Annotated in this window: 11 protein-coding genes; all 11 read left to right on the top strand. The window is 52.1% G+C overall.

Annotated features, from left to right (window positions below):
* Position 1: 1 nt before the first annotated feature.
* The 11 genes from Kalk_RS04565 to dnaE all read left to right on the top strand — a co-directional run bounded on the left by Kalk_RS04565 (position 2) and on the right by dnaE (position 13,998).
* Positions 2-811, top strand: a complete 810-nt coding sequence (locus Kalk_RS04565) for a phosphatidate cytidylyltransferase (RefSeq protein ID WP_101893074.1) — start codon at positions 2-4, stop codon at positions 809-811.
* A gap of 10 nt (positions 812-821) precedes the next feature.
* Positions 822-2,012: a 1-deoxy-D-xylulose-5-phosphate reductoisomerase gene (ispC, locus tag Kalk_RS04560; RefSeq protein WP_101893073.1), complete on the top strand. Its 1,191-nt coding sequence runs from the start codon at positions 822-824 to the stop codon at positions 2,010-2,012.
* Between the two features lie 37 nt (positions 2,013-2,049).
* Positions 2,050-3,414 (top strand): RIP metalloprotease RseP, encoded by a 1,365-nt coding sequence (rseP, locus tag Kalk_RS04555; RefSeq protein WP_158643301.1) that lies wholly within the window; start codon positions 2,050-2,052, stop codon positions 3,412-3,414.
* 83 nt (positions 3,415-3,497) lie between these two features.
* A complete protein-coding gene (gene bamA / locus Kalk_RS04550) occupies positions 3,498-5,819 on the top strand; it encodes an outer membrane protein assembly factor BamA (RefSeq protein ID WP_101896214.1) in 2,322 nt (773 codons plus the stop codon).
* Positions 5,820-5,847: 28 nt separating this feature from the next.
* A complete protein-coding gene (locus Kalk_RS04545; RefSeq protein WP_158643300.1) occupies positions 5,848-6,354 on the top strand; it encodes an OmpH family outer membrane protein in 507 nt (168 codons plus the stop codon).
* 17 nt (positions 6,355-6,371) lie between these two features.
* Positions 6,372-7,415: a UDP-3-O-(3-hydroxymyristoyl)glucosamine N-acyltransferase gene (gene lpxD / locus Kalk_RS04540; RefSeq protein WP_233716815.1), complete on the top strand. Its 1,044-nt coding sequence runs from the start codon at positions 6,372-6,374 to the stop codon at positions 7,413-7,415.
* A 91-nt stretch (positions 7,416-7,506) separates the two neighbouring features.
* On the top strand, positions 7,507-7,944 hold the full coding sequence (gene fabZ, locus Kalk_RS04535; protein ID WP_101893069.1) for a 3-hydroxyacyl-ACP dehydratase FabZ: 438 nt from the start codon (positions 7,507-7,509) through the stop codon (positions 7,942-7,944).
* Position 7,945: 1 nt separating this feature from the next.
* Complete coding sequence (lpxA, locus tag Kalk_RS04530; RefSeq protein WP_101893068.1) at positions 7,946-8,713, top strand: acyl-ACP--UDP-N-acetylglucosamine O-acyltransferase; 768 nt, start codon at positions 7,946-7,948, stop codon at positions 8,711-8,713.
* Between the two features lie 13 nt (positions 8,714-8,726).
* Positions 8,727-9,923 (top strand): lipid-A-disaccharide synthase, encoded by a 1,197-nt coding sequence (lpxB, locus tag Kalk_RS04525; RefSeq protein WP_101893067.1) that lies wholly within the window; start codon positions 8,727-8,729, stop codon positions 9,921-9,923.
* Complete coding sequence (rnhB, locus tag Kalk_RS04520; protein WP_101893066.1) at positions 9,913-10,503, top strand: ribonuclease HII; 591 nt, start codon at positions 9,913-9,915, stop codon at positions 10,501-10,503. Before lpxB ends, rnhB begins: the two co-directional genes overlap by 11 nt.
* Before the next feature lie 27 nt (positions 10,504-10,530).
* Positions 10,531-13,998, top strand: coding sequence for a DNA polymerase III subunit alpha (gene dnaE, locus Kalk_RS04515; protein ID WP_101893065.1), 3,468 nt, complete (start codon positions 10,531-10,533; stop codon positions 13,996-13,998).
* The last annotated feature ends 103 nt before the right edge of the window (positions 13,999-14,101 follow it).

Here is a 14,101-nt window from a genome sequence, read left to right as displayed (position 1 = left end):
CATGCTAAAACAGCGCATCATCACCGCCCTTGTACTGTTGCCCCTGGTGTTAGGGGCGATATTCTATTTGCCGACTCAGTGGTTTGCTTTGGCTATGATGCTGCCAGTGGCCGTCGCTGCCTGGGAGTGGGCCAATATAATGGGCATCACCAGTCAGGCCCGGCGTTGCAGTTATGCTGCGCTGGTAGTGGTGGGCATGTTGCTGGAATACTGGCTGCAAACAGATTGGGTGCTGGGGTTGGCTGTCATTTGGTGGGCGGTAGCCGTGTCGCTGGTACGAGCCTACCCCAACAATGTGTCGCGCTGGGCGTCCCCTTATATACAAGGTGGAATCGGCTTGCTTCTGTTGCTTCCGGCTTGGCAGGGTTTGGTGGTGTTGCACCGTCAGGACGGTGGCCCCTGGTGGATGTTGTATGCCTTTGTGCTGGTTTGGGGCGCTGATACGGGTGCCTATTTTGCCGGGCGCGCGTTTGGTAAGCGTAAGCTGGCTCCCAATGTGAGCCCAGGAAAAACCATCGAAGGTTTGCTGGGGGGGCTGGCCCTGACCTTGGTTATTGCCTTGTTGGTGGCCACTCAAACAGACGCCCTAAAAAACCTAGGGCTCGGCTGGTTCCTGCTGGTTAGTCTGGTGGCTGTGGTAGGCTCGGTATTCGGCGATCTGGCGGAAAGCATGTTTAAGCGTCACAGGGGCATCAAGGACAGCAGCCAAGTTCTGCCCGGTCATGGCGGGGTGCTGGATCGAATCGATAGCATTACCGCAGCGGTTCCGTTATTCGCAGCCGGCATGTTGGTGCTGGGCGTATTCCACTGACGGGCACCCTATGAATAGCATCCAAAACATCACAGTGCTTGGCAGTACCGGCTCAATTGGAGTCAGTACGTTGGATGTGCTTAAGCGACATCCCGATCGTTATCGGGCATTCGCGCTGACCGCCAATACCAGTTTGGAGACATTGTTCGCGCAAGTGATAGAATTTTGTCCTCGCTACGCCGTGATGCGGGATGAGCCGCTGGCGGAGCAATTGCGGAACCGATTGCAGCAGGCGGGGTCAGATACTGAAGTCTTGGCGGGCACTGAGGGCTTGGTGGCGGTGTCGTGCCAGCAGGAAGTCGATCAGGTCATGGCTGCGATCGTTGGTGCTGCTGGTTTGTTGCCGACTATGGCTGCCGTACGCGCAGGCAAGCGTGTATTGCTGGCCAACAAGGAAGCCCTGGTGATGAGCGGCCAGATATTCATGACCGCAGTAAAGCAAAGTGGGGCAGAGCTGTTGCCTATCGACAGCGAGCATAATGCCATTTTCCAGTGTATGCCCTCGGATTACGCGGGCGGATTGGCGGAAAAAGGTGTGTCGCGCATTTTGCTTACCGGGTCTGGAGGCCCTTTCCGTGATCTGCCATTGGATCAGTTGGAGAGCGTCACGCCGGATCAGGCCTGTGCCCATCCCAACTGGTCCATGGGGCGTAAGATATCAGTGGATTCTGCCACCATGATGAACAAGGGCTTGGAATTTATTGAGGCCTGCTGGCTGTTTTCTGCAAACCCAGAGCAGGTTGATGTGGTGGTGCATCCGCAAAGTGTCATTCACTCCATGGTGCAGTATGTGGATGGCTCAGTTTTGGCACAAATGGGCAACCCGGATATGAGAACCCCCATTGCTTATGGCCTCGGGTGGCCGCAGCGGGTGGATTCTGGAGTGGGCCCCCTAGATCTGATTAAAGTGGCGCAGTTGGATTTTCAGGCGCCCGATGAGGTTCGCTTCCCCTGCTTGCGGCTGGCCCGCGAAGCCATGCAGGCAGGGCGCACAGCATCCGTGGTGCTGAATGCAGCCAATGAAGAAGCGGTGGCTGCGTTTCTGGATGGGAACCTGAGTTTTTCAGCTATCCCGACAGTGATAGAACAGGTATTAGAGCGTATTACGTTGGTGGATGCGGTGGATATTGATACTATCCTGAGGGCTGATGAAGAAGCCCGTATAATGGCGCGGGGCCTCCTGCGATCACTTAACCGCTAACTTGAATGGCTGACACAACAACAATATAGAGGCTGATTTGTTCGACTTTCTGCAAACCCTGCTGGCGTTCGTTGTAACTCTTGGACTGCTTATATTTGTCCATGAATATGGTCATTTTTGGGTGGCTCGTCGTTGTGGTGTGCGCGTGATCCGCTTTTCCATCGGATTTGGGCAGCCCCTTGTTAAATGGAAAGACCGCCAAGGCACCGAGTTTGTTATAGCGGCGCTCCCCTTGGGTGGCTTTGTTAAAATGCTGGGCGAACCCGGCAGCGATGTTAATGAGCACCAGCGCCACCTCTCTTTTGCCCACAAAACCGTATTTCAGCGCTTCGCTATCGTGGCAGCCGGCCCGTTGGTGAACTTGGTATTTGCGGTACTGCTGTACTGGGTTGTTTTTGTCTCAGGTGTGACCTCTCTGGCACCCTTTGTTGGCGATGTTGAGTCCAAAGGGTACGCAGCTGAAGCCGGGTTTCAGACCATGGATGAGATTATTGCTGTCGATGGCGAACCAACCGAGAGTTGGGAAGACGTCACCATGGCGCTGATCTCCCGGATTGGAGAGAGCGTTGAAGTTCGGTTCACTGTGCGTCCGGAAAACAGCAGCGCTACCGTTGAACGGTCTGTCGATTTGCAGAACTGGATGCAGGGTGCTGAGAAAACCCACCCGCTTAAATTGTTAGGTCTGGAACCGTTCTTCCCTTCCGTGCCCCCCATACTGGGCAAGCTGGTTGATGGTGGTGCCGCTGCGCGTCAGGGGCTTAAAACCGGAGATCAGGTACTGTCGGTCAATGATGTAGACATTCTGGACTGGAGTGAATGGGTCATGCTGATCCAGGAAAACCCCGGAACCACCATGACGCTCAAGGTCATTCGTGACGGGATGGAACAGCTGGTTCAAATCACTCCCGACACGGTAAAGGGTGATAACGGGGAGCCCATGGGGCAGATCGGTGCTCATGCACCTGAAGAATTTGCCCAGTTCCCCGATTTTATGATCCGGGATCAGCAATATGGGCCGATTGCGGCAATTGGCAAATCCATCTCGTATGCCTGGTCCAGGGTAGAGCTGACGCTTATGTCCATCGGAAAGATGGTGACTGGCAAGATCTCGCTGGATAACCTCAGTGGCCCTATTACCATCGCTAAAGTGGCAGGAGACAGTGCCGGTTATGGTATAGAAGCATTCCTTGGCTTTATGGCCTATTTAAGTATCAGCCTTGGAGTGTTAAATTTGCTGCCCATCCCGGTGTTGGATGGTGGGCATTTAATGTACTATCTCGTTGAAATGATTAAAGGAAGCCCGGTATCAGAGAAGGCACAGGCATTAGGAAACAGCCTTGGCCTCGGCTTGCTGGTCATGTTTATGGGGCTGGCATTTTATAACGATATAATGGGGCTTTGATCCCGCCTTTTTGGACCATTTCAATTTCCTTCGGACTTGAGCGTTAAATGAATCGAATTACCACATTAGTGTTGTTGTGTTGGATGGCATTTTTTGCGAACGCAGCAATGGCTGATTCCTTCGTCATAAAAGATATCCGGGTCGAAGGCCTGCAACGAATCTCCGCTGGTGCTGTATTTAACGTGCTGCCATTACAGGTAGGGGATGAAGTAAACGAGAACATTCTGGCCCGTTCTGCTCGTATTCTATTCAAAACCGGCAATTTTCAGGACATAAGCCTGGCGCGGGATGGCGATATCCTTGTGGTTCAGGTAAGCGAAAGGCCGTCGATTGCTAGCATAGAGTTGGATGGTAATAAATCCATCGAAACCGAAAACCTGATGCAGGGGCTATCACAGGCTGGGCTCAGTGAAGGCAGCGTATTCCAGCGGGTAACGCTGGATCGCCTCAAGGTTGAGTTGGAGCGCCAGTATATTGCCCAGGGCCGTTACGGTGCCAGAGTAGAGCCAGAGGTGAAGCCTCTGCCTCGCAACCGGGTTGCTATCAACATCAAAATCAAGGAAGGCGATGTCGCGACCATTTCCAAGGTCGATATCGTAGGCAACACTGTATTCACCGATGAAGAGCTGGTGGAAAACTTTGAGCTGAAAGAATCTCACATGTTTTCTTTTTTCAAAGGGGATGACAAGTACTCGCGGGAAAAACTATCCGGCGATCTGGAGAAGCTGTCGTCCTTTTATCAGGATCGCGGTTACGTGAATTTCCGGGTGGAATCCACTCAAGTATCGGTAACCCCCGACAAATCAGAAGTGTATATCACAGCTAATATTTCCGAAGGTGAGCGTTTTACCGTAAACGAAGTGAAACTCACCGGGGACCTCAAAGTACCTGAGGCGGATCTGCGTCGTTTGATTTTGTTGCGTTCAGGGCAGACTTTCTCCCGTTCGCTGGTGACCACCTCGAATGAACTGATTTCCAAGCGCTTGGGTAATGAGGGATACACCTTCGCCAACGTCAACGGCGTACCGTCACTGTCTCCAGCCGGGGATAATACGGTAGATGTGACTTTCTACGTGGATGCTGGTACCCGGGTGTATGTGCGCCGAATTAACTTCTTAGGTAACACCAAAACCCGCGATGAGGTGTTGCGTCGTGAAATGCGGCAAATGGAAGGCTCCTGGGCTTCTGGTCAGTTGATCGAAAACTCCAAGGTGCGCCTTGAGCGACTCGGCTTCTTCAAAGGTGTGACGGTGGAGACGCCGCGGGTCCCCGGTGAAGACGATCAGGTGGACGTCACCTACTCGGTAGAAGAGCAGCCATCCGGCTCCATCGGTGCCAGTGTGGGGTATCAGCAGGGAACCGGTTTTGTCTTTGGTGCCAACCTGTCTCAAACCAACTTTTTGGGTACTGGCAACAGGGTGACTATTGCGGCCAATCGCAGCGATATTCGTGACAGCATCAGCTTCTCGTTCCTCGATCCCTATTACACCATTGACGGTGTGTCCCGAGGGTACTCGCTGTTCTACCAAAAAACTGATATCAGTGAAGACGACGTAATTTCCAACTGGGCATCGGATCGCTTGGGCGGTAATTTAACCTTTGGGTACCCGACCAGTGATATCTCGCGATTGAGTTTCGGCATTGGTTTCGAGAGTGTGACGGTCTACGGCAGTCGGCGTTCACCGCTCCAGGTATGGGAGTTGGTAGGCTATGACCTGTATGAAGCAAACATTAATGGTGCTTTCACTCAATCAGAGGATTTCCTGAATTTCCCTCTCACGGGTTCTTGGTCTATTAGCACGTTGAACCGTGGAGTATTCGCGACCCGAGGATCGTCTCACACGGTTTCGCTGCAGATTACCTCGCCCGGTAGTGACCTTGAGTATTTCAAATCCAGTTTGCAGTCACAGAAGTATTTCCCTATAACTCAGGATTGGGTATTGAGGTTGCGCTCTGAACTGGGTTATCTGGATGCCTATGGCGATGATGATAAGCCGCCATTTTATGAGCACTATTATGCTGGCGGTTTTGGGTCTATTCGTGGCTATGAGGATCGCTCTCTGGGCCCTCGTGAGATTCAGTCAGCCTATGACTTTGGTGATCCCCGAGCGATTGGTGGTAATTTCCTGGCAGAAGCCAGCGCCGAATTCATATTTCCGATGCCCTTTGTTAAAGACAGTCGATCATTCCGTACCCTGTTCTTTATCGACGCGGGTAACGTGTTTGATACCCATCGTAAAGACGAATATGGTTTCGAGCTAAGTGAGATGCGCATGTCTGCGGGTATAGCCCTGTCGTGGATAACCGGTATTGGCCCTCTGTCATTCAGCCTGTCCAAGGCCTTTAATGATCAGCCCGGTGATGATGTGCAGTCGTTCCAGTTCTCTCTGGGGCAACCGTTCTAACTCTATACACAGAATAATGAGGTTTGTTGTGAAGAAAATATTAGTGGTTTTGTTGGGTTTGTTTGCGCTGCAATCTGCAATGGCTGAAGAAGCTTCCAAGATTGTGACAGTGGATTTTATGCGTGCTGTGATGGGTACCGAGGAAGGCAAGCTTAAAATTGAGAAGCTCAAGGGTGAATTTGAGCGTGAGCGTGCAGGCTTGGAAGCGCTCAGCTTGAAGGGTAAGAACCTGCAGGAAAAGCTGCAGAAAGATGCTGCCATCATGTCCACCGATGAAAAGCATAAGATGGAAAAAGAACTTATGGAAATTGCCAACGAGCTCAAATTCAAGCAGCAGCAGCTACAAAAGAGCGGTCAGGCTGATGAGCGGCAAGTGGTCGAATCATTGCTGCCCAAGTTCAAGAAAGCAGTGAACGCTGTGATCGCAGAGCAAGGCATAGATATGGTGCTGCGCAGCGACGTCGTTGTGGGTATCAACCCCAAGCTGGACATAACGGATATGGTGGTCCAGAAGATGAACAGCATTAAAGACTAATAGTTATGGTTGGCGCGGTGGTTAAATCAAGCTGGCGACTGGGGGATCTGGCTCAGTCGTTGGGTCTGGAACTGGTCGGCAATCCGAATCTCGAGGTGCATAGTCTTGCTACCTTGGGCAGCGCCGGGAGCGGGCAGCTCAGTTTTCTTGCCAATCCCATGTATCGTCGCCAACTTGATAGCACAGCCGCCACTGCGGTTATTATCAATCCACAGTTTGCCAGCGATTGCCCTGTGGCCGCATTGGTGGCAGATAACCCTTATCTGATGTACGCCAAAGTATCCCACTTTTTCGATCGTCGTCCTCGCCCAGATTGCGGAGTGCATCCTTCTGCCTATGTGGCAACGGATGCCGTGTTGGGTGCCGGGTGTCGAATTGGCCCAATGGCGGTTATTGAGTCTGGCGCTGTACTGGCGGACAACGTCGAGGTTGGTGCAGGGGCTGTAGTGGGTGCAAATTGCAGCATCGGTGCAAACACAACGCTGCATGCCAACGTAACGTTTTATCATGGCGTCAAAACCGGTGATCGCTGCACGTTTCACAGTGGTGTAGTGGTTGGTGCCGATGGCTTCGGTTTTGCCAATGACCAAGGCCAGTGGCAGAAAATCGCCCAGGTGGGTGCGGTCAGCATTGGCAATGATGTGGAGGTGGGCGCTAATACCACCATCGATCGCGGTGCCATTCAGGATACGATTATCGGCAACGGGGTGATTCTGGATAACCAGATTCAGATAGCGCACAACGTTGAGATAGGGGAGTGTACCGCCATCGCCGGTTGTACCGGCATCGCGGGAAGCACCAAAATTGGTAAGTACTGTACAATTGCCGGTGCCGTTGGCATTGCCGGACACCTTGAGATAACAGATCGAGTTCATCTCACCATGCGCAGCGCTATTACCAAAAGCATTACAGAGCCCGGCTCCTATTCCTCAGGTACCGCCATGTCTACCACGTCTCTTTGGCGCAAAAATGCAGCGCGGTTCCGTCAGCTCGATGAAATGGCCCGCAAAATCAGCCGACTGGAGAAGCTGTTAAAATCTCAGCAAACCTCTGACCAGTGATTCATATCGTGTTACCTTATAAGAGATGAATTGTTGCTGGAATCCCCCTAAGCTAGTGATTTAAAATGAGATAGATTCTACCCGTTGAACTATGATGAATATTAACGAAATTAAAGAGATCCTTCCCCATCGTGCCCCATTCCTGCAAGTGGACAGGGTGCTTGAGCTGGTTGAAGGGGAGTACATTGTTGCGGTACGCGGCATTTCCAATAATGAGCCAGTATTTGAAGGGCATTTTCCCGATAACCCTATTTTGCCCGGCGTACTCATTATCGAGGCAATGGCGCAAACGGCGGGCTTGCTGGCGTTCAAGACAGTCGGTCAGACTGCCAGCAGCAACAAGGTTTATGTGGTGGCCTCTGTAGATAAAACCAAGTTTCGTCGGCCGGTTTTGCCGGGTGAGCAGTTGGTGATGCGAGCTACCATTAAATCCAGAAAACGTACTATTTGGAAGTTCCATGCGGTAGCAACGGTGGACGGGCAAGAGGTCGCCGTTTCCGATATAACCTGTGCAGAAAGGGATTTGTAGATTGATCCACCCACAAGCTGTAGTTGATCCAAAGGCGGAGCTGGCTGCGGATGTCGAAGTTGGCCCGTTTTCCTATATCGGTCCCGGTGTCGAAATCGACTCTGGTACCGTAGTTAATTCTCATGCCTGCATTAAAGGCCCCACCAAGATTGGCAAGCGTAATCGCATATTCCAGTTTGCCTCGGTGGGAGAGGATTGCCAGGACAAAAAATACAAAGGCGAACCAACCCGCCTGGAAATTGGTGACGATAACCACATTCGTGAGTGTTGTACGATTCATCGTGGAACCATACAGGATGAAGGTGTAACCCGTATCGGCAGTCGCAACCTGATCATGGGATACGTGCATGTGGCCCATGACTGCCAGATCGGCGATGATAATATTTTTGCAGCCCATGCCACCATGGCTGGGCACGTGCATGTGGCCCATGATGTGATTTTTGCCGGGTTTTCCGGTGCTCACCAGTTCTGTCACGTGGGGCCTTATGCAATGCTGGGGATGGGAGCGTTGACCGGTAAGGACGTGCCAGCCTTTATGATGGTAGCGGGTAACCCGGCAAGGCCCGCAGGTATGAATTTTGAAGGCATGCGGCGGCGCAATTTCAGCAAGGAATCCATGTCGTTATTGAAAGATGCCTACAAAACCGTGTACATGCGTGGATTGAAACTCGAGCAGGCTTTGGCTCAGCTCGAAGCGAAGCCCCACGATCCCAATCTACAGCTTTTCATCGATTCGATAAAGTCTTCCAGTCGTGGCATTGCCCGCTAATTTCGGTACTGATATGCCTCCTCATAACAGTTCTGCGATCACTGTTGGCATTGTTGCGGGCGAAATGTCCGGTGACCAGCTGGGTGCCGGCCTGATTAAGGCGTTGCGCAAACACTGGCCGAGCGCTCGATTTGTGGGGATTGGTGGTCCGGCTATGATCGAGGCCGGTTGCGAAAGTCTTTTCCCCATAGACCGACTGAGTGTGATGGGTATATTTGCGGTGCTGGGCCGGTTGCGAGAACTACTCAATATTCGCAAGACTTTAAAACAGCGATTTCTCGATGAAAAAATTGATGTGTTCATCGGTATTGATTCCCCTGATTTCAATCTACCCGTAGAAGGCTTCTTAAAAACGCACGGTATCAAAACCGTACACTACGTTTCACCAACCGTTTGGGCCTGGCGACAGAAGCGGGTTTTCAAAATTCGCCGCGATGTGGATTTGATGCTGACACTGCTTCCGTTCGAGGCAGATTTCTATAAACGCTTTGATGTACCGGTAAAGTTTGTTGGGCACCCCTTTGCGACAGATATTGATTCCAAAATCGATCATGACCGCGCCAAGCGCTATTGGGAATTTGCGCCGGCCGATAAGGTTGTAGCGGTTCTACCAGGAAGTCGCGGTGGTGAACTGAAATACATGGGCCCATTGTTTTTGGAAACCATGCGCCTGATAGCCATCATGAGCCCCCAAACCAAGTTTATTGTGCCGTTAGCGAATGATCAGCGTCGACACCAGTTCGAACTGCAGTTGAAACAACTGAATACTGAATTGCCCATCCAGTTGGTGGATGGTCATGCCCGAGAGGTGATGGCGGGCGCTGATTACGTGTTGGCTACCTCTGGCACCGTGACATTGGAAGCCATGTTGCTGAAACGCCCGATGGTAGTGGCCTTCAGCTGGGGGGCGATTACTCATGCGATTTTGTCCCCATTGGTGAAGAACAAGTTTATTGCCCTGCCCAACTTACTGGCGGATGAAGAAATTGCCCCTGAATTCTTGCAGGAAAATGCACGCCCGGAGGTTCTGGCTCGTGCGCTCTTTGGTTTAATGCAGGATCCACAGCGCTGTAAGACCATGCAGGCACGTTTCGGTGAAATCCACGATCAACTGAATATGAATGCCAGCGAGCAGGCCGCTGCGGCCATTGCCGGTTTGCTCGAAAAGCAGGCTAGTTCGGCGGGTGAGGGCGTAGTAAATGCAGGCTGAGATTGGCTTCGCCAATGGTAAACTGATCGCAGGTGTTGATGAGGTCGGGCGCGGGCCATTGGCATGGGATGTGGTTGCTGCAGCGGTGATACTTCATCCTGACAAACCCATTGCGGGGCTTACCGATTCCAAGAAACTCTCAGAAAAAAAGCGCGAAGCTCTGTTTGAGATCATCCAGCGGGATGCTCTGGCGTGGGCCATTGGCCGAGCCAATGTAGAGGAAATAGATAAACTCAATATCTTGCACGCCAGTATGCTGGCTATGCAGAGGGCAGTAGAACAACTGTCACCGATGGCAGAATTTGCCTTGGTGGATGGTAATCGGTGTCCGAATTTGCCCTGCCCATCTCAGGCAATTGTAAAAGGGGATCTCACTGAACCCTGCATCAGCGCGGCCTCTATCCTCGCTAAAGTCACTCGTGACCGAGAGATGGATGAGATGGAGCAGCGCTATCCTGGCTATGGCTTTGCCAAGCATAAAGGCTATCCTACCAAAGTTCACATGGATGCCTTGCATAAGCTCGGCCCTACGGAAATACACCGCCGCTCGTTCGGGCCGGTGGCAAAATTGCTGGATTAAACTCACCTACAGCACAGGCGCACTAACATGACACAACCATTCGTACATCTGCGTATTCATTCTGAATATTCACTGGTGGATGGACTGGTGCGTATTAAGCCGTTGGCGAAATTGTGTTCTGAAATGAATATGCCAGCCTTGGCTCTTACGGATTTCTGCAACATGTTCGCCCTGGTGAAGTTTCAGCGGTCTGCCATGGATGCGGGGCTCAAACCCATTTACGGCGCAGACGTACTGCTTGAATCAGCCCAGCCCGATGAGCCGCCAACCCAGATCGTATTGCTCGCCAAAAGCTTACAAGGTTATCGCAACCTGACTGAACTGGTGTCTGAATCTTATCTACATGGCCAAAAGCTCGACAAAGCAATTATTGCCCGTGACTACCTGCGACAAAAAACAGATGGCTTGATCTGTTTGTCCGGTGGCAGGCAAGCCGAAATCGGTCGTGCATTACTAGGGGGGAAGCACGACAAAGTCGAGCAGCTGCTTGCAGAGTACAGCGAGCTGTTTCCTGATTCGTTTTATTTGGAGCTTCACCGTACCTCGCGTCAGGATGATGAAACCTATTTGCACCTTGCTGTAGATGTCGCGCAGAAGTTCAACTTGCCGGTGGTGGCGACCAACGATGTCCGTTTTCTGAAACGGGATGACTTTGAAGCCCACGAAACCCGCGTCTGTATATACGAGGGTTGGACACTGGAAGACCCCAGTCGTGAGCAACGCTACAGTGAAGAGCAGTATCTGAAATCCCCCGAAGAGATGTGTGAGCTGTTTCAGGACATCCCTGAGGCCATCGAAAACACGGTTGAGATAGCGAAGCGCTGCAGTTTTGAGATCCCCCTGGGCACCTATTTCCTGCCGGACTACCCAGTGCCTGAAGGCATGACGTTGGACGACTTTATCATCGCCGAATCCCGCAAGGGGCTCGAGCAACGCCTGGCCTTTCTGTATGACGTGAATGATCCTGGGTTTGCCGAAATCCGCAAACCTTATGATGAGCGTTTGCAGAGTGAGTTGGATGTAATCATTCAGATGGGGTTTCCTGGGTACTTCCTCATTGTTGCGGACTTTATCCAATGGGCCAAAAACAATGGTGTGCCGGTGGGGCCGGGGCGGGGCTCCGGCGCAGGCTCTCTCGTTGCCTACGTGCTGAAAATAACCGACCTCGATCCATTGGAATACGATCTGCTGTTCGAACGGTTTCTCAACCCTGAGCGGGTATCCATGCCCGATTTCGACGTTGACTTTTGTATGGACGGTCGTGATCGTGTTATCGATTATGTGGCCGAAAAATATGGTCGTAATGCGGTCAGCCAGATCATTACATTCGGTTCGATGGCGGCAAAAGCGGTAGTGCGCGATGTTGGGCGAGTACAAGGTCGATCCTACGGTTTCGTGGATCGTATTGCCAAACTGATTCCCTTTGAAGTCGGTATGACACTCAGCAAAGCCATAGAGCAGGAGCCCCAGCTGCAAGAATTGTACGATCGCGATGAGGACGTCCGTGAACTGCTGGACATGGCCCTCAAGCTGGAAGGTATTACCCGTAACGTGGGTAAGCACGCCGGAGGTGTGGTCATTGCGCCTTCTGCCCTTACGGATTACGTGCCTCTCTATTGCGATGAACACGGTAACAACCTGGTTACCCAGTTTGATAAAGACGATGTGGAAGCAGCGGGCTTGGTGAAGTTCGATTTCCTCGGCCTGCGCACGTTGACCATCGTGGACTGGGCCCTGAAAACCATCAATCCTGTATTGGAAAAGCAGGGCGAGCCACCGGTAGACATTGAGCGAATTCCGCTCGATGACCAAGCTTCTTTTGACCTGCTGCAAAGAGCCGAGACCACCGCCGTATTCCAGCTGGAATCACGGGGTATGAAAGATCTGATAAAACGCCTCAAACCTAACACCTTCGAAGACATCGTCGCGTTGGTGGCCTTGTTTCGTCCTGGCCCTCTGGGTTCTGGCATGGTGGATGACTTTATCGCCCGAAAGCATGGGCGGCAAAAGGTAGATTACCCCCACCCCGATCTGAAGCCTGTTCTGGATACCACCTACGGCACCATTCTGTATCAGGAACAGGTGATGCTGATTCCCCAGGTGCTGGCAGATTTTACTCTGGGCGGCGCTGATTTGTTGCGTCGTGCTATGGGTAAAAAGAAAGCCGACGTTATGGCCCAGCAACGGGGTTTGTTTGTGGATGGTGCTGCCAAGAATGGCATCGACCCTAAACTTTCAGGCGAAATCTTCGACACCATGGAAGAGTTCGCCAAGTACGGCTTTAACAAATCCCACTCCGCTGCCTATGCACTGGTGTCGTATCAGACAGCTTGGCTCAAGGCCCATTATCCAGCTGGTTTTATGGCCGCGGTGCTGTCTGCCGATATGCACAACACCGACAAAGTGGTGACGTTGATTGATGAATGTCGTCGCATGAAACTGGCTATTGTGTCGCCGGATGTGAACGTCAGTGAGTACAAGTTTACAGTGGGTGAGCAAGAGCAGGTTGTGTACGGGTTAGGCGCAATCAAAGGATTGGGGGAGGGCCCCATCGAGGCTATCCTGGAGGCCCGCGACGCTAATAAGCCCTTCAAAAACTTGTTTGAGTTCTGCCGCAGAGTCGATCTGAAAAAACTCAATAAGCGCTCTATGGAAGCCTTGGTGCGTGCCGGCGCATTGGACAAGCTGGGGCCAGACCGCGCCACTCTTATGGCCAGCCTGCAGGAGGCCATGCGTTACGCCGAGCAGGAAAGTAAAAACCAGGATCTTGGCATCATGGACATGTTCGGTGCTGTGGAAGAAGAGGAGCAGCCCGAACCCGAGTGGGCCAAGGTCAAACCCTGGAGTGATGATGAGCGTCTTAACGGCGAAAAAGATACCCTTGGCCTGTATCTGACCGGACACCCTATAGATCAGTATCTAGAGGAGATTTCCCACTTTATCTCTTGTCGGATCGCCGATGTGAAACCAGGTAACACTAAAGAGTCGCGCTCCATCGTGGCCGGGCTGGTGATTGCTCAGCGGGTCATGAAAAACAAACGCGGCGACAAAATGGCATTCTTGACGTTGGATGACAAGAGCGGGCGTTTGGAAATATCCATCTTCTCTGATACCTATGAAGAATATAAGGATCAGCTTATCAAAGATGCGGTACTGGTGGTGGAAGGGGATGTCAGCATGGATGACTACTCCGGCGGCCTGAAAATGGTAACCCGCAAAGTCTTTGGTATCGCTCAAGCGCGGGAAAACTACGCCCGTTTGATCAGTTTAGACATCGACCAGTCCCGAGTAGGGCCAGAGTTCAGCCAACAATTGCAGGCTGCCCTGACACCCTATCGCGAAGGCGGCTGCAAGGTCCGGATTCAGTATGCCCGTCAGGGTGCTCATGGACGCCTATACCTGGGGGACGACTGGCGTATTTCCCCCAAGCCGGAGCTTATAAAACAATTAGAGCAGCTGTGTGGTGAGCGAACCCTGACAGTGCATTATCGCTGATCCTGACTGCCAGCCGGTTGGGATAACATTTTGCCACAAAATCGCGCCCCTTCTTGCCAGCCTAAATCTCGACAGGTTGGCGCGCTTCACGTAAGGTATTGGG

Origin of the sequence: Ketobacter alkanivorans (assembly GCF_002863865.1) — a bacterium.
Classification (GTDB): Bacteria; Pseudomonadota; Gammaproteobacteria; order Pseudomonadales; family Ketobacteraceae; genus Ketobacter; species Ketobacter alkanivorans.
Note: the sequence above shows the minus strand (reverse complement) of the source record. Positions and strands in the feature narration are given on the sequence as shown.